Source organism: Lewinella sp. W8, assembly GCF_004375085.3.
Classification (GTDB): Bacteria; Bacteroidota; Bacteroidia; order Chitinophagales; family Saprospiraceae; genus Neolewinella.
In genome coordinates this window covers 17,485-33,968 of record NZ_SNAQ03000007.1, presented here as the reverse complement: position 1 = coordinate 33,968, position 16,484 = coordinate 17,485, and the positions used below count along the sequence as shown (strand labels likewise).

Here is a 16,484-nt window from a genome sequence, read left to right as displayed (position 1 = left end):
CATCCTGAATCCTACGTTCACGCTCGGGCCAACTGCAGCGTCGGCGCGGAGGAAATTTGTTCGCGCAAACATACGGGATGCAGCAATTCCCCCAGGCATCGTTGGGCTTCGGTTACGTCATCGGTGAATCCGTAGGCGAAATATCGCCGGATTTCCACCTGCATCATTTCTAAAATCGCACGGAGATCCGGGGATACCGGCTGTCCGCCGTGGCTGGCCAGTACTGCCCGCAGGTAATCCGCAATCGGCCAATAAATGACCCCGTCGAAACCAAAGGGAGAAGTGAAGAAGAGCGCTTCCCCCACCCGGAGCATCCCCGGCCGGGCGGCCCAGGGCCGCCGCTGCAGCAGACCCGCCAGCAGGCTGTAGGCCACCGCGTAGTACTGGTAATCGAAGCGTTCACGTTCCGCCTGCATCTGAGCCACCACGTAGACGGTAAAGTCTTCAAGTTGCCGACGCTCAAGCTGCTGGGTCGCCGCGTCTACCTCCGGGCACCGTGCAAGGCTGGGCGCCGTATAGCGATTGGGGAACCGACGCAAGTACGTCTGGTAAAGCGTCCGGTAAAGCAGTAATTCATCTTCGGTCACCTCCATGGTGAAGGCATACTCGCCTTCCTCTACCCCCAGCCGTTGGACGAAGTGAAGGAGGCCGTAAAACCAACGCTGCAGGATGGAAAATCCCCGGTAAAAAATGGCACGAAAAAGCACGGATAATGGCGTCATACGAGGGTGTTTGTTTCTGTAGTAAAGATACGAAACAAAACACAATTTGTAAACAAAAAGAGGAGTAAATTTTACTTTATAAATTTATTGATTACAAAATAGATTTTATTGGCTTCGCATTGCCGGTGCGCCGTTGCTGGTTGCGCCGTTACGGGATCTAATTTCTAAATCCCCGAGCCTAGAGCCTCAGCCTTAGCCTTAATCCTAAATCCTTCAGCCTAAATCCTCACGTTACGCCACCGTTCCACTACAACTACTACCCGCGCCGGCCGTACAGCCGTAGCAGTGCTGGTTGAGCACGATGTTGCGGGTGCGGAGTTCCTGGAGGTCAAAATCCTGGATGTGCTGCCCGCGGGCAGCGACCTTGAGGTCGAGCATCTGGTTGAAGTCGCAGTCGTAGAGGTAGCCGTCCCAGCTTACGGAGATGGTGTTGCGGCACATGAGGCCGTCTACGGTTGCGGGATTGTAAGCGTCCACCAGCTTCTGCATATATTCTTCGTAGTTGCCGGTCTCGAGGAGGTAATCCAGAAAGCGGGCTACGGGCAGGTTGGTGATGGCGTAGAGTTGGTTGAAGACGATGCCGAACTTGCGGTCCAGCTGCCGCTTGAATTCGGCTTCCAGCGTTTCCTGTTTACCGGGCAGGTAGGCCCCGGAGGGATTGAAAACCAGGTCCAGGACGAGTCCGGTGCCGGGTTTACCGTAGCCGACTTCGTTCAGGAGCTGAAGCGCCTTGATGGAATCTTCGAAAACGCCGTCTCCCCGCTGGCCGTCCGTTCGCTTTTTGGAGAAATATGGGAGGCTGGAAATCACGTGAACCTTATGCTTGGCCAAAAACTCGGGCAGGTCCCGGTATTTCGGGTTGGCCATGATGATGGTCAGATTACACCGGTCAATGACGCGCTTACCCAGGGCAGTACACTGCTCGACGAACCAGCGGAAGTTAGGATTCATCTCCGGCGCTCCGCCGGTGATGTCCACGGTGGTAATACTCGGCGTGGCGGCAATAATTTCCACGCAGCGTTCCAGGTCCGCACGGTTCATATTTTCCTCCCGCTTATCCGGTCCGGCATCCACGTGACAGTGGGCGCAGGTCTGGTTACAGAGCTTGCCGATGTTCAATTGAAAAATCTCGATCTCCGTGGGTTTAAACGGACGATGCCCCTGCGCCGCCAGCTTATCTCCGAAGCGGGGGAATTTCGCATCCGAAATGTCCTTTCCGTTGAGGACGTTCAATTGCACGTAGGTATCACTTAAATGAGAACCCTTGGCGGTGAGGGATTTTGTTTTTTGCTTAATGGCCATTTTGTAGATCTTTTTTTAGTCTGTTAGTTCGTTGGTCTTTTAGTTCGTTAGACCGTTAGTTCATTAGACCGTTAGTTCATTAGTCTGTTAGTCTGTTAGTCTGTTAGTATTGGGGGCTACATGGTGATTTTGTCGACCTGCCGCTGCATTTGGCGGGCGTAGATCAGGGTGGTCCCAGCTTTGACGGCGGCGGCGACGTGCACGGCTTCCATCATCTGTTCCTCATCCGCTCCAGCCTGCAGGCTGTTCGTGGTGTAGGCGTCAATGCAGTAAGAGCACTGGATGGCGTGGCTCACGGCCAGGGCAATCAGCGCTTTCTCCCGCTCCGTCAGGGCAGAATCGCCTTCCGTGACGCCGGAATACCAGTCGAAGAATTTCTCGCCCATTTCTTCCTGCCATTCGGCAATTTTTCCGAAGGACTTGAGGTCTTTGGGGTCCGTATACTTATTCATGGCAGCTAAATTTTTGAGGGGGAGATTTTCTTTAGTTTTGGTTGAATTAGGGCGACCAAGCGCGGGTGCAATCCCATTCGGTGCGGCAGGGTCATTCGCCGCCGCCTTCAGCTGTTGCGGATCGAGGGGTATTCCTTCCCGGGCGGTTTCCGCCGGGGGCATAATCTCGGTGTTGTCCCAGATGCCCGTCGTCAGGGTGGCGGCGTAGCTGACCGGCAAACGGCGATCGTAGATCATTTTGGCCTTGGCGGACCGGTGGTCGTATTCCAGTGGATGAAAGGAATAGTCAAAGCCATCGGTATCGTCAAGGATCAGGTACCAGGTCCGTGGCGTTCCGTCGTTCGCCGGCATCCCGATAACGCCGGCGTTGAGCCAGAGATGCTCCGCGTCAAGCCGGTGCGCAAAAGGAAGGCCACAATGCCCCCCGATAATGACCTCGGCACCCGCGGTGACGCAAAAATCCAGCTTCTCGTTCACCGGCGTGGACCGCCAGACGAACTCCGACTGATTCTGCGGGGAGCCATGCAGTACCGTGACGGATTTACCACCGTAAGTAAACCGCAGCTGATCCGGAAGCTCCGCCATGAAGGTCAGGTTTTCCGGCGTGACGTTGCGCTGGGCGTAGTCGTACCACAGTTTGGCGAACATATCACAGCGGCTGCCGTCACCGAAGCCACAGCCACAGTCGTCCGTACCGTTCACCAGGTTGGTTTCGACGTTACCGGCGATGGCGTGGCAGCCCCATTGCGCCAACAGGTCGAGGCATTCGGCGGGCTCGGCGCAGTAGCCCGGCGTATCGCCGGTGCAGAGCACGTTCCCGGGCGGGATGCCCCGCGCTTCGGCCACCGCCCGCACGGCCCGCAGTGCCTCCAGATTGGAGTACGCCCCCCCGAAAACGAGGACGGGACCGGTGCCTACCGTGATATTCCTGATTCTTTGATTCATATCCTCACCCTTTTTGCAGTTGCGGGTGTCAATAACATCCCAATTCCGTAGAGGCCAAAACAGCCCACCATTTCCACTACCGTTACCGCCAGTAGCTGATCGTATTTGCCCTCGGTGAAGGTCCAGCCGGCCGGCCACAGGCCGGCGGCGTACGTCACCCCGCACCCCAAACCGAACCCGACGGATAGCCAGAAGCTCAGCGGCGGAGCGGGCAAACGCCACAAACAGAACACGGGCGCCAGGCCCACCACCATCGCCCCGGAAACGGTGGTCGCCGATAGAATGGCGGGGTTCATAAATACCGGCAGGGTTCCCAGAATGACCAGGAGCACCATCGCCCAGCGCCCTACGGAAACCGCCCGCTGCCCCTCCTGGTTCTGATCCACGGCGGAGAAATTGGTGGTTCCCCGCGACTGCCCCACCCCCAGATCCAGCACCGTCAGCTTCGCAAAGCTGGTGAAGGTGGAGTCGAGCGTACTGGCCGCCGAAGTGATCATGATGAAGTTCATGACCAGCAGTATGGGTCCACCCAGCAGTTTGGCCACCTCCACGGGGGCCTGCCCCTCCACCCCCACCATGCCTCCGTAAATACCCACTACGCTAAACAGCAGGATACATCCGAATCCGAGGGGGGTAGCCCAGAGGAAGGCCCGCAGGGTCGTTTTGGGGTCCGCCAGGAAGCCCCGGTCCGTCAGGACCGGATCGTGAAAGGGATAACTGAAGCTCTGCAGGATGGCCACCAGGAGCAGGTTACCCCCCGCCGCCATGGTCCATTCCCCACTATTCAGGAGGGGCGCCGGTGCGTAGTCTACCCGCGGGAAGATGGCCCCGAGTACCACCACCAGCAGTACCCCGAAGAGCACCATCTGAATGATGTCGGTCAGAATAGATGACGCCATCCCACCCTTGAGGCTGTAGGCCAGCGTCAGCAAGGTGAAGACCAGAATGGCCGCGTAGTAGGGCAGCTCCCCCACGCCACCGAAGTAGGTCCCGATCACCATAGTGTTGGACCACACCTCATTGAAAAGGCGAAAACAAATCAGTAGGGAGAACACCACTAACGCCCCCTTTCCGAATCGGGTACTCAGGAAATCATGGATGCTTTTAAAGCCGCCTACCGTCCGCATCCGGTAAATCACCCAGCCCGCTACGGCGAAGCTCAGGTAGTAAGCCGCGTAGGCCACCCCACCGATCAGCCCGAAGGCCAGACCGAGATTCGCTGCGTTGGTGATGGACTTGGCGAATAACCAGGAAATAACCAAACTACTCATCAGCGCCACCACCCCCGGTGCCTGCTCCCGACGGGCACCCCCAAAGAACGCCCCCGCCGTCCGCGCCATGGGCGCGAGCCAGAACAGCACTAAGCTGCTAACGATGACGAGGATCCATTGCATTGGGGAGTTGGTCTGTTGGTTTGTTAGTTCGTTGGTCTGTTGGTTCGTTAGGGGGGCCTAAATCCTGAAGCCTAAATCCTACATCCTCTACAAGCCCTCGGCTTTTACTCCACGTCCCACCATACCCGGGCGTTGATGGAGTTGCCGTCCGTAGCTGCGGCCGCTGATTGGTAGTTTTCGAAATTCAGGGCCTGTTCGTCGGAAGGGTATGGCATCCGGACGGGGTACAGTCCGTCGTTAAGACTGGATTCCACGGGCCTAAGGGCGGGGAAACCAGTGCGGCGCCATTCAGCCCATCCCTCGTAGGCATTACCGATGGAGGCGATCCATTTTTGGGTGATGATTTGTTCCAATCCATTGGCTTCGTCCCAGGCGGCGGGGCCCGTGGTGAGGTAGTCGGCGGGGAGTTCCGTTTGCCAGTAGGCAAATGCTTTTTCTACCCCGGATTCGTAGAGCGCCTGGGCGTCCGCACTGATGTACCCCTTCAGGGCTGCTTCGGCCGCCAGGAAGTCGAGTTCCCAGGCCGTCATGTAGTTGAAATCCAGGTCCCCTGTATTCTCCCGCCAGATGGTCCCTGGACGGGCGAACTGATCCGGCACGATGGCACTGGAGGCATCAATTCCGTTGATGATGCCATTGAAGTCATCATTGGCCGCACTGGTGCGGTACAGCACACCGGTACGGGGATCGTTGAGTTCGTTCAGGATTTCTTCCGCCGTTTCCGACATGAGGAATACGTTGAAGATACCGACGCGGGCCGTAGCGAAGGCAAAGCTGTTCGGCGGTCCGGCGGCAAAAGAAAAAGTGGCATTGTCTTCGTTGGTGGTCATGCGCCGGGTGTCCGTGGCCAGCTGGGCCAGGTCCGCGCTCACGTCCTGAACGTCGCTGATGCGCATCAGAGCCTTGAAGCGCAGGGCGTTGGCAAACCGAATCCAGCCATTCAGGTCGCCATCGAAAAGAATGTCTCCGTTCAGGGGAGTGGTCCCCTGGTAGTCTTCCATAACCTGGACCGCACGGAGTAAGTTATCCAGGATTCCATCCTCGCCCAGGTAGATGTCTTCCTGATCGTCGTAGGCGGGTGTTACGATGCCGCTTCTGCCCTGGGCGGCACCGAAGTAAGGCACGTCCCCGAAGAGATCCGTTAGGGTCATGGCGAGGTAGGCTTTCATGACTCGTGCCGGCCCTTCGTAGACTGCCCGAGCCGGATTGGTCTGGCTGAGGTCAAGGATCGTTTCCGTATCCCGGAGGTGAACGTAGAGGATGTCCCAGGGGTTTCCGCCTTCCTGCGGAGAGTTCAGCGCATGACGATCAAAGAGGTTAAAATCAATCATCGCGAAATGCTGGCTCAACAGGTTACCGGCCACAAAGCCTTCGTAGCTCATGTCGTCCCCATAGCCGTAGAGGACCTGGCGCAGCAGCAGTTCCGGCTGCACGACGGCCGGGGCATTTTCGTTGGTATTGATGTCCGTAAAATCCTCAGTACACCCGAAGAGGAGCAAGACCAATAAGAGGGAAAAGAAGTGTTTCATGTTAAGTTCTTTTGGCGTGATGAACGCCTATTTTTTTTGCGATACCGCCGGTGCCGGGTGGACGCCGGGGTGCCGTCATTTTTAGAATTCAAGTCCGAGGTTCAGCCCGAAGGAACGGGCGCTGGGGTAGGTCATATCCTCCACGCCGAAGATGATGTTCTGCCCCTGAATGGCAAACTGCTCCGGATCGAAGTGCGGGATGGCGCTCCAGGCGTAGAGGTTGCGCCCGATGAGGCTCACGCTCAGGCTGCCCAGCCCCCGCAGGAAGGTGTCTTCTAGCTGTCCCTGCCCGAGGCGGTAAGTCAGTGACACCTCCCGAAGTTTCAGGTAGCTGGCGTCATAGACGTTATTTTCCTCGTGGTTGCGGTTGTAGAAGGAGCGGTAGTAGCTCTCGGCGGAGATGGCCGTCGTATTTTCCTCGAAAACGGGGTTTTCGGTCGTGCCCACGTTTACTACCCCGTCGATGATGATGCCTTCTTCCGGCCGGAATTCCGTCTCTTCCAGCTGCCCGGCAACGCCGGCCAGACTCAGCGTCCGGCTTACGATTTGGCCGCCCTGCCGCCAGTCAAACAGCAGCCCCAGGTCAAAATTCCCGAAGCGGAAGTTGTTCTGGAAGCCGAGGATAAAATCCGGGTTGGCGTTGCCCAGCTTCTGCAGGGTGTTGTCGGCGATGAAGTTGCCGTCCTCGGTGACGATGAACCGTCCGTCCTCGTTCCGCAGGTAGCCCGTACCCCAGATATCACCGATCTCGCCGCCCGGCTCGACGATGAAGAAGACCGTCTGGTTTACACTGTTGTACACCCGGCTGTAGGAGAGGGTGAAACGCTCCGTCCCCGCGGGCAGTTCCTCCACCGTAGCCCGGTTGGTGCTGAAGTTGAAGCGGCTCGTCCACCGGAAATTGTCGGTGTTGACGGGGATGGCCGTAAGGACGGCCTCCAGGCCGTTGGCCCGCACCCGGCCACCGTTAACGATCTGTTGGCGGAAGCCGGAAGACACGGGGGTCGGCAGACTGAGAATCTGGTTTTCCGTTTCCTGGGTGAAGTAGGTCACGTCCAGCCCCAGGCGATCGTCAAACAACCGCAGGTCCACCCCGAATTCCGTGCTCGTGGTCTGTTCGGGTAGCAGATTAGGGGCCGCCAAAACGGCCTGTTCTGAGAAGGTGGGCTGCCCGTTGAAGGGCGTTTGGGCCACGAAGATGGAGCTCGTCCGGTAGGGATCGGTATCGTTCCCCACCTGGGCCACGCTGGCCCGCAGCTGCAGGAAGCTGATGGCCTGCGGCAGCTTGATCACCCGGTCGGCCAGGAAACTTAAACTCACCGAGGGATAAAAGAAGCTGGTGTTGTCCGCGTTATCCGGCGTGGCCAGGGCGCTGGACCAGTCGTTGCGGCCCGTCACGTCCAGGAAGAGAAAATCCCGGTAGCCCAGCTTCAGCAATCCGTAGACGCTGTTGATGCGTTTTTCGGCCACCTGGTCGAAGATTTCGACCGGACTGGCGGCGTTGCTCAACCGGAAAATCCCCGGCTGGGCCAGCGTGATCGCCTGGCTCTGGGTGTTCTGCGCCCGCTGATCGAGGCGGTTGGCTCCGGCCAAGATATTGACGCTGAAGTCACCGCTCAGTTGCGGCCGGTAATCCAGCAGCACGTCGGTATTCACCTCGCGGTAGAAGACGTCGTTTTCGGCGTAGCCGCCCTGGTTGAAGCGGTTCGTGCTGAAGGCCCGGCGCATCTGCCGTTGTTCGTTGCTGTAGTCCATCCCCGAGCGGACCGTTACCCGCAGCTGCTCACTAAACTCGTAGCTGGCCGACAAGAAGCCAAAGAGGCGATCCCGGTTGAAGCTGTTGCGGTTCTCGAGGAGCGTGAAGTAGGGGTTATCGAAGAAGGTGTAGTTGTAGCTGAACTGCTGGGTCCCCTCCAAGCCGGGTTGCCAGTAATCCCGCAGGACGTTCAGGTCGGTTTGGCGGCCCAGCCAGGCAGTCAGGTCGTAGTTGATGTTCTCGGAGCCGTAGCCGCCGGCCGGGCGGTTGTCCGACTGACTGTTGACGTAGGTCAGTCCGGCCCGGACGGTCAGCCGCTCCGTGGGACGGAAGCCCAGGCGGGCGTTGGCCGTCTTGCGGTCCAGATTGACGCCCGGGATGTAGCTGTTGCTGCGCAAATCGGTGAGGGAGAGGCGGAAGTCTCCCTGCTCCCCACCGCCGCTGATGGCGACGTTGTTGATCGCCGTGGTGCCGGTTTCGTAGAAGTCCCGGACGTTGTCCGGCCGACTGACGAAGGGCGTGGCGGGAATGGGCAATCCGCCGTGTACGGCCACGTCACCGCCGCGCACCACGCGGCCGTCGGGCAGGGTCACCGGACTGTCGAACTGCGGGATGTTGATGCCCGCGTCCAGGCGGGGACCGTAGCTGTAGGTGATGTTGTCGGAGATACCGGCGCCCAGTCCGTCGACGAACTCAAACTCACCGCCCTGCCCCTGGCCGAAGGTATTTTGGTAGCGGGGCAGCTGAAAGGGATTATCGACGGTGAAGCTGGAGTTGACGCTGATGCCCAGGCCGGGTTTCCGTCCACCGCTCTTGGTAGTGATCTGGATGACGCCGTTGGCGGCCCGCGTGCCGTAGAGGGCGGCGGCCGAGGCGCCCTTGAGGACGCTGACGGATTCGATGTCGGCGGGGTTGACCTCCATGGCGCCGTTACCGAAGTCAATCTCCTGGAAGCCGGCGGCGGCTTCGTTGGTCAGGTTGATGATCGTATTGTTGTTGATCGGCACCCCGTCGACGACGAAGAGCGGATTGTTATTGGTGAAACTCGTCTGCCCGCGAATCACTATCTGACTGGTGGAGCCCACGCCCGTCGCACCGGCCGTCACCCGCAGGCCGGCCACCTGGCCGGCGAGGTTGTCGAGGAAGTTGACGGCCTGTACGTCGGTGAGTTCCGCGTTGTCAATCTGCTGGACGGCGTAGCCCAACTCCCGGTTGTCGCGCTCCAGACCCAGGGCAGTGACGACGACTTCGGAAAGGTTGGTACCCGACTGCAGGGCAATTCGCAAAGGCATGGCACCTGCGTCCTCGCCCAAAGCATACTTCAAAGTTTCGTAGCCTACGTAACTAACGTAGAGTATATCGGCACTCTCGGGAACCTGATAGGTGAACTTACCGTCAAGGTCCGTGACGGTGCCGGTAATGACTCCCTGAATGGTAACCGAGGCCCCCACCAGCGGCTCCTCCGTTTCCGCGTCCACGACGGTACCGGTAAGGGTGATGGATTGCGCCGACAAAGCGGCGGTAAACAGTAGGCCAATGAGCATGACCCACACGCGATTGCGTAGCATAAAAAGTTCTTGAAAAATGGAATAATGAGCGTAGTGGCCGCGGTCGGTTGCGGCTAGGAAAAGCGGTCTAGGCCAGCTCGGGCGGACCGCGCAGGGGGGACGAGAATTGTCCTAAAATGCTCACCGGTTGAAGTCCGGCGCTGCGGGCTTGTCGGGGCGGTAACAGCAGTACCGCCAGGTGGGCGAAGTAGGCCCGGAGGCGCCACCAGTGACGGCGTAAATCTTTGATCTGGTTCAGGTCGGCCAGGCGGTGCAGGCTTTCGGCGGCGGGATAGAGTGCCCGCAGTTCTTCCAGCAGGTGGTCACTTTCCCAGCTCAGGCGAACGAAGCGGTCGCGGTCAAAATTATGGCGTTGCAGGCCCAGGAGCCAGGCGCCACCGCGGTGGTCGGGGCCGAGGATGTTTCGCCCGTTTTCCAGCATGCGGGCGGCGGCGCGCAGGTGCCGGGCGGTCAGATCGGGGCAATCATTACCCACCACGATGAGGTGGTCAATCCCCGTGGCGAAGGCATCCGTGATGGCGTTACCGAGGCGTTCGCCGAAAGTAAGTCCCCGCTGGCTGTGCTCGTCGCTGCGCAAGACGGGCAGGCCGCTGCGCTGCAGCGTAGATTCCGTCCGCCGGATCAGGGCTTCCGCTACCCGTCGATCGCCGGCGGGGCCGGCACCGAAGCTCTTCGCGAGCGCTTCTTCGTGGGCGGAGCGGCTGAACAGGAGTATGGCGGTCGTAGCCTGGGGCATAATACAAAGGTGCATTTTTTTTACTTACGAGAAATATTCACCGGTTGGATTTGTCGGAGTACGACGGTCGGAGGGGTTCCGTTACGGTTACCGGAAGGGAAGGAGGCAACGTTGGCCGTGACGCGGTGCTGGCCCAATTGTCCGTCTGCCGACCTTCAGTTTCCCTCACCCAATGGAAGCAAACCAATGTCGGGGAAACGACGAGCGGATGCCCCCCATTCATCGTTAAGGCCCTGACGCACACTTTACAACGGATGCTGTTTTTCACCAGTCATCCGCCATCATTAAACACCCTATTCTATGAGACTAGCATTACTCACTCTTATTCTATTCGTTGCGCTTCCCTCTACTTTTTTCGCCCAAGAAACCGCCGACCGGGTTTCTGACTTCCGGTACGGTACGGAGGCGGACGATATCCTGCTGGATTTGGATGTTTTGGGCGATTCCCTTTACGGCATCTTCGGGTCCCTCAACGGAGACAATAATACGGGCTTAATCAGCAAAATAAACCCTAGGACCGGAGCTGTTCACCCCCTGTTAGACCCCAATATGACCGGGCTTTACGGGAATAGAGAAAATGTACTGGACCCCAATGTTTTTCGCGTTGGGGAAATGGATTTCGTCTACGCTTCCGACCGCGCCCGGGGCAGCGCTATCTATCGCTTAGAAAATGACGAGCTCACGCTCCTGATGGAACTGCACTCTAATGACTTCTCTAAGTTCGTTGCATTTGAGGGGCAAATCTATTTTCTGGTTGGAGGCGCTCCTACGATAAATCAATCACAAACCACGATCATACCAAATTGTCAACTCTGGAGAACCGACGGAACACCGGAGAACACCCTAAAAATCGCTGATATCCCAGCGGAATATTCGGCGCTAGCAGCAAAGATTATTCCGGGGGAAGAATCCCTATTGTTATCTCTAAACTATAATGAAAACAGGTACTGGCTCTACTCCCCCACAACGGATGAGCTTCAAGTCCTCCGGCAGGATAGCAGCCCCCTACGGCTTGGCCTGGGGAACGGGCAAAATCCGTTTCATACATCCGAGATCTTTTACAATGGGTACTACTATTTACACGGGACGAAGAATCCCGGACTCACCGGATCAACCTTCGTGCGGGTAAATGAATCCACGTTAGATATTGTGGAATTCGCGGTACCCTCGTCACTCATCAATGGAGAACCTGGTGATCAACCTTTTACCAGTATAGATTTCCTGGTCCTCAACGATGAGCTCCTCTTTTTGGCCAGTAGCTATGACAAATTTTTTTTGGGTTTCCGTGGCCCCCAGTTGTTCCGTCTCGAAGAAACAACAACAACAACAACACTGATCCAACCGGTAAGTGGGATTCCCAATGGGGTTCAAAGAAGCATCATTAATCTGGACTACGTCATCAATGGAAACGATTTGTTTTACCTCACCTCAGGGGGAGATGCTACCGTCTTTCTCCTGCGGTACAACAAGAATGCCGGTTTTGGTTTCGAAATTACCAACTTCGGTCCCCTCGAACAGGAGGGGCCAAACCAGGCCGTATTCCTGCAATTAACCGATGACTTCTACTACGTCAGTAGTCCCAGTGACGGCCGGATTATTCGCCTTTCCAGGGAGGAGTTTACCCGTACGACCGTATCTGGAGTGGGCTTTAACCTTAGGGGTAACGTATACAATGATCGTCCCCTCAGCTTCATCGCTGACGACGTCTTTTTCTACAACGACTCCCCGACCGCCCTCCAGGGGGTCGGGGCATACCGCTGGTCACCATCGGAAGAAACTCCTCAGCTTCTGTTACAAACGGGCGAGGACCGAATTTCTACCCGTCCGTATCTGAGTAGGGCAACCCCGGACGATCAGAGACTGATCATGTTTACGGATTCTACCTTCCTTTATGACCCGACCACCCGGGAAACATCTCCTTATTACACCGGTGGGCCAAACTTCCAGGGATTCTTCTCCATCCTCGGCGAATACGACGATCGATTCCTCTTTTTAAGTTCCCCCAGTGGCAACCAGGAGCAGCGCATCTTGCTACTGCAGTCCGGCGGGCAGTTATTTACACCCGAGTTAGACACCGACATCCCATTACCTAACGATACGGACTACTACCTGACCAACCTCTTTCCCAGCACCCCCTCCAATGCCTTCCTGGCTAGTTTACGGACCGTCATAGACAGAGACTCTATGACTTACGGCGTCAAAGGCTATGTGGAAGGTGACCGTGTCCGTTTGTCCAGGTTCCCCTTTATTGGAGAGCACAAACAGCTTGTCATCAATTATTCCGATGACGAATACGCCGTTTTCCGAGCAGAGGCACTTGATCGACAGAGCGCCACCTACTACGTTACCGATCGGGCGGGAAATTTCCTCACTCAATTTACTTCGGATGACGGGGTATTATCTACTATCGGTGTTACGAGCACGGGCCTATTTTTCAAGGACCGGTATGAAGGCCGTTCTAGTAACGAGATCGTTCATATTCCATTCGACAATACGGACTCCAAAGAAATCCTTCCCGCTGATGAGGGGGTAACCTTCCCTTTTTTGACCTCTACCCATTACGTAGTAAATGACCGATTGGTTTTTCAAGCCGAAAGCGAGGAGCATGGTTTTGAATGGCACGTCGCGGCTACGGAAAACAACACTACTCCACTCCTGAAGGACATCAATCCCGGAGTGGGAAATGGCCCCCGAAATTTAAATGCCTTTTTAGCAAAAGACAAGCTTTTCTTCCCCGCCAACGACGGTACCAATGGCAACGAATTATGGGTAACGGACGGCACCCCCGAAGGCACCCAAATGGTGGCAGACATTAATCCGGGACCTGTTTCCAGTAACCCCTCCGAATTTTACCGGGTCAATGATGTGCTCTATTTCCAGGCCAATGGTCCGAGTGGCTACGAACTCTACCGCATGTGGCTGAACGACATGACCCCAGAGCTGATCATCGACGTCAACTCCGACGGTAACGGATTTCCCTACGATTTCAGGGCTACGGAAGATGCCTTTTACTTCGTGGCCCGCGAGGAAAACGGTGGTTTTTACGAGCTCTACCAAATTGCCCTGGACTTGGTACCCACGGACGCTTCACCCACAAAAATACCAGCCAGGGTCTACCCTAACCCCGTTGGTGATCTTACCGTAACGCTGGAAGCTCCCACGGGGGAAAGCCTGCGCAGTCTGGAGGTTTTCAATACCACCGGCCAGTTGCTGCTCCAACAGTCGATCACCGGCGAACACACGCAGTTCGACCTCCGTCACCTGCCCGCTGGCCAGTACTGGGTGCGGGCCCGCTACCAGTCCGGCCGCTTCAGCCTGAATCCGCTCAGCAAAACGCGGTAAGCAAAGGTTGCGGTCCAAGATTTGTCTTCTTTCTAGTAATTGGGTCGGACCGATTGGGTCCGGCCCGATTTTTTTCGGTCCCACTCAAAGCGCTTTCCCGACTACTTGCCCGTAGGGTCTAATGCTGGCACTGCCTTAACCGATGGTCAGGGGTTGACCGATGGACATTGGTAATGTTTGTGCCAGGTACCTAACCTTGCATTACCTTAGTTTCAAATTACCACCTCATGTACCGCTTTTTGCTGCTCCTTGGCTTGCTCGCCCTCGTCGCCTGTAATGATTCCACCCCTAACGATCCGGTGGAGAACGACGATTCCTCACCTGCTACCCCCACCTGGGCAGAGCGGGCCAGTGCCGACGGCTCCGCGCCCACGGCGCGGCACGAGGCGGCCTTCGTCGCCGTCAACGACCGGGCCTACCTTCTGGGCGGAAGGGGCATTAAACCCGTAAACATCTACGACCTGAAGGAAAACACCTGGACGTCCGGGGATACCAGTCCGGTAGAAATTCATCACTTTCAGCCGGTGGTTTACAACGAAGAAATTTACCTCCTCGGCGCCATGACCGGCGGATATCCCGGCGAAACACCCCTGCCGGAGATTTACATTTACAGTCCGGCCAGCAACAGCTGGCGGACCGGGGCAACCATCCCCGAGGGGCGCCGCCGCGGCGGCGCGGGGGCCGTACTCGTCGACGGAAAAATTTACCTCGTGTGCGGCATTCAGGATGGCCACCGCAGCGGCCACGTTCCCTGGCTGGACGTCTACGACCCCACGACCGACACCTGGGAAGTCCTTGCCGACGCTCCCCGCCCCCGGGATCACTTTCAGGCGGTCGCCCATGACGGAAAAATTTACGCGCTGGCCGGCCGGACCACCAAAGCCGCCACCAATCCCTTCGCCAACACCATCGGCGAAGTGGACGTCTACGACCTAGCCACCAACACCTGGACCACCCTGACCGACACCCTCCCCACCCACCGGGCGGGTAATGCGGCCATCGCGGTCAACGACGAAATCCTGGTCATCGGCGGTGAATCTACCGCCCACGAAGTCGCCCACAGTAACGTGGAGGCCCTCGACCCGGCCAGCGGCACCTGGACCATGCTCGATTCCCTCAGTCGGGGCCGTCACGGCACCGGCGTGATCTATTACGGGGATCAGCTCATTATGTCCAGCGGCTGTGGCAACCGGGGCGGCTCCCCCGAGCTGGCGGACGTGATCGTGCGGGATTGGGAGTAGCTCGTCCGCCGAGGCGTCCCGGCGAAGCCGTGGACTGACTCGTCGGCCGAGCGGGGGTAGATTTTGTAAGTTTTTTACCCCATTTAAGCTCCGGTCGGCGGACGAACCCCCTCGTTCCTCGCGTTTCGGCCGACGACCTAAACCACCAGCAAACTCGTCCAACGAGGCGTAACGCAGGAACCGACTCGTCGGCCGAGGGGGGTAGATTTTGTAAGTTTACTTGCCCTATTTACATACGCCGGTCGGCGGACGATCCAACTCCTGCCTCGAGTTTCGGCCGACGACCTAAACCACCAGCAAACTCGTCCAACGGGGCGTGACGCAGGAACCGACTCGTCGGCCGAGCGGGGGTAGATTTTGTAAGTTTTTTACCCCATTTAAGCTCCGGTCGGCGGACGAACCCCCTCGTTCCTCGCGTTTCGGCCGACGACCTAAACCACCAGCAAACTCGTCCAACGGGGCGTGACGCAGGAACCGACTCGTCGGCCGAGTGGGGGTAGATTTTGTAAGTTTACTAACCCTATTTATACGACTCCGGTCGGCGGACTCCCCCCCTCGTCCCTCGCGTTTCGGCCGAAGACCTAAACCACCAGCAAACTCGTCCAACGTGGCGTGACGCAGGAACTGACTCGTCGGCCGAGGGGGGGGGTAGATTTTGTAAGTTTACTAACCCTATTTACATACGCCGGTCGGCGGACGAACCAGCTCGTTCCTCGCGTTTCGGCCGACGACCTAAACACCTGAACAATGTATTTGCCCAACACCATTTACCACGTTTATAATCATACCAATAACCGGGAGTTGTTATTTCGTGACGATAAAGACTTTGACCGGTTTAAGCTTAAAATTAAGCAGCACCTCCTACCGGTTTCGGACATATTTTGCTATTGCTTGATGCCCACCCATTTCCACTTTCTGCTAATGCCAAATCAAGATGGGCTAGCATTCATTCCTAATCAGCGGCAGCAGCAAAAAATCCATGCTGCTTTTCGAATTCTGCTGAGCAGTTACAGTAGATACTACAATACAAAATATGATAAACGTGGAAGTCTGATCCGAGCAAAAACAAAATACAAGCCTGGATATTCTGATTTCATCCCAAAGAATGAGGACTTAACGGAGGATACTCCCTTTACCCGATTTGTCCCCTACCTAAAGGTTTGTTTTCGATACATTCATCAAAATCCGGTTACTGCAGGATATGCACTAACCCCTAAAGCTTGGCGCTTCGGATCAGCACCCGATTATGCGAGCATAAGAGATGAGCAGATTTGTAACTACGCACTATCGGAAAAGCTTCTTGGCATCAAACGGCTTTAGTCGCCCCTGCAAACTCGGCCAACGGGACGTGACGCTGGAACTGACGCATCGGCCGAGTGGGGTTAGATTTTAACGTCGGTCGGCGGACGAACCAGCTCGTGCCTCGCGTTTCGGCCGACGACCTCAAACTGCCAACGAACTCGTCCGCCGAGGCGTGACGCAGGAACTGACTCGTCGGCC

General features: G+C 57.1%; 10 protein-coding genes and 1 pseudogene. 3 read left to right on the top strand and 8 right to left on the bottom strand.

Annotated elements, in window-relative coordinates; all coding sequences use genetic code 11:
• Positions 1-17: 17 nt before the first annotated feature.
• From E1J53_RS09475 to E1J53_RS09440, 8 genes and pseudogenes are all read right to left on the bottom strand, one after another.
• The gene (locus E1J53_RS09475; protein ID WP_134272688.1) at positions 18-722 is read right to left on the bottom strand and encodes a hypothetical protein; all 705 of its coding nucleotides are present in this window, start codon (positions 720-722) and stop codon (positions 18-20) included.
• 231 nt (positions 723-953) lie between these two features.
• The gene (arsS, locus tag E1J53_RS09470) at positions 954-2,024 is read right to left on the bottom strand and encodes an arsenosugar biosynthesis radical SAM (seleno)protein ArsS (RefSeq protein WP_134272687.1); all 1,071 of its coding nucleotides are present in this window, start codon (positions 2,022-2,024) and stop codon (positions 954-956) included.
• Between the two features lie 116 nt (positions 2,025-2,140).
• A complete protein-coding gene (locus tag E1J53_RS24655) occupies positions 2,141-2,476 on the bottom strand; it encodes an arsenosugar biosynthesis-associated peroxidase-like protein (protein WP_134272858.1) in 336 nt (111 codons plus the stop codon).
• A gap of 321 nt (positions 2,477-2,797) precedes the next feature.
• Positions 2,798-3,421: pseudogene (locus tag E1J53_RS24650) on the bottom strand (metallophosphoesterase); the annotation flags it as partial.
• Positions 3,418-4,815, bottom strand: a complete 1,398-nt coding sequence (locus E1J53_RS09455; protein ID WP_134272686.1) for a sodium:solute symporter — start codon at positions 4,813-4,815, stop codon at positions 3,418-3,420. The pseudogene E1J53_RS24650 and the gene E1J53_RS09455, both read right to left, overlap by 4 nt.
• Positions 4,816-4,919: 104 nt before the next feature.
• Entirely contained in the window at positions 4,920-6,344 is a 1,425-nt protein-coding gene (locus E1J53_RS09450; RefSeq protein ID WP_134272685.1) for a SusD/RagB family nutrient-binding outer membrane lipoprotein, read from the bottom strand.
• An 81-nt stretch (positions 6,345-6,425) separates the two neighbouring features.
• Positions 6,426-9,665 (bottom strand): SusC/RagA family TonB-linked outer membrane protein, encoded by a 3,240-nt coding sequence (locus tag E1J53_RS09445; protein WP_134272684.1) that lies wholly within the window; start codon positions 9,663-9,665, stop codon positions 6,426-6,428.
• Between the two features lie 67 nt (positions 9,666-9,732).
• On the bottom strand, positions 9,733-10,416 hold the full coding sequence (locus E1J53_RS09440) for a DUF2064 domain-containing protein (RefSeq protein ID WP_134272683.1): 684 nt from the start codon (positions 10,414-10,416) through the stop codon (positions 9,733-9,735).
• Positions 10,417-10,701: 285 nt separating this feature from the next.
• Here E1J53_RS09440 and E1J53_RS09435 point away from each other — a divergent pair, with 285 nt between their 5' ends.
• The 3 genes from E1J53_RS09435 (at position 10,702) to E1J53_RS09425 (ending at position 16,304) form a co-directional block, all read left to right on the top strand.
• Complete coding sequence (locus E1J53_RS09435; protein WP_134272682.1) at positions 10,702-13,743, top strand: ELWxxDGT repeat protein; 3,042 nt, start codon at positions 10,702-10,704, stop codon at positions 13,741-13,743.
• 227 nt (positions 13,744-13,970) lie between these two features.
• A complete protein-coding gene (locus tag E1J53_RS09430; RefSeq protein ID WP_134272681.1) occupies positions 13,971-14,984 on the top strand; it encodes a kelch-like protein in 1,014 nt (337 codons plus the stop codon).
• A 921-nt stretch (positions 14,985-15,905) separates the two neighbouring features.
• Complete coding sequence (locus E1J53_RS09425) at positions 15,906-16,304, top strand: hypothetical protein (protein ID WP_134274807.1); 399 nt, start codon at positions 15,906-15,908, stop codon at positions 16,302-16,304.
• Positions 16,305-16,484 lie beyond the last annotated feature (180 nt).

What these genes read in the sequence shown, in the direction of transcription:
- E1J53_RS09450 (WP_134272685.1), bottom strand. Translation starts at nt 6,344, where the DNA reads ATGAAACACTTCTTTTCCCTCTTATTGGTCTTGCTCCTCTTCGGGTGT.
- E1J53_RS24655 (WP_134272858.1), bottom strand. Translation starts at nt 2,476, where the DNA reads ATGAATAAGTATACGGACCCCAAAGACCTCAAGTCCTTCGGAAAAATT.
- E1J53_RS09440 (WP_134272683.1), bottom strand. Translation starts at nt 10,416, where the DNA reads ATGCACCTTTGTATTATGCCCCAGGCTACGACCGCCATACTCCTGTTC.
- E1J53_RS09445 (WP_134272684.1), bottom strand. Translation starts at nt 9,665, where the DNA reads ATGCTACGCAATCGCGTGTGGGTCATGCTCATTGGCCTACTGTTTACC.
- E1J53_RS09430 (WP_134272681.1), top strand. Translation starts at nt 13,971, where the DNA reads ATGTACCGCTTTTTGCTGCTCCTTGGCTTGCTCGCCCTCGTCGCCTGT.
- E1J53_RS09425 (WP_134274807.1), top strand. Translation starts at nt 15,906, where the DNA reads ATGCCAAATCAAGATGGGCTAGCATTCATTCCTAATCAGCGGCAGCAG.
- E1J53_RS09455 (WP_134272686.1), bottom strand. Translation starts at nt 4,815, where the DNA reads ATGCAATGGATCCTCGTCATCGTTAGCAGCTTAGTGCTGTTCTGGCTC.
- E1J53_RS09435 (WP_134272682.1), top strand. Translation starts at nt 10,702, where the DNA reads ATGAGACTAGCATTACTCACTCTTATTCTATTCGTTGCGCTTCCCTCT.
- arsS (WP_134272687.1), bottom strand. Translation starts at nt 2,024, where the DNA reads ATGGCCATTAAGCAAAAAACAAAATCCCTCACCGCCAAGGGTTCTCAT.
- E1J53_RS09475 (WP_134272688.1), bottom strand. Translation starts at nt 722, where the DNA reads ATGACGCCATTATCCGTGCTTTTTCGTGCCATTTTTTACCGGGGATTT.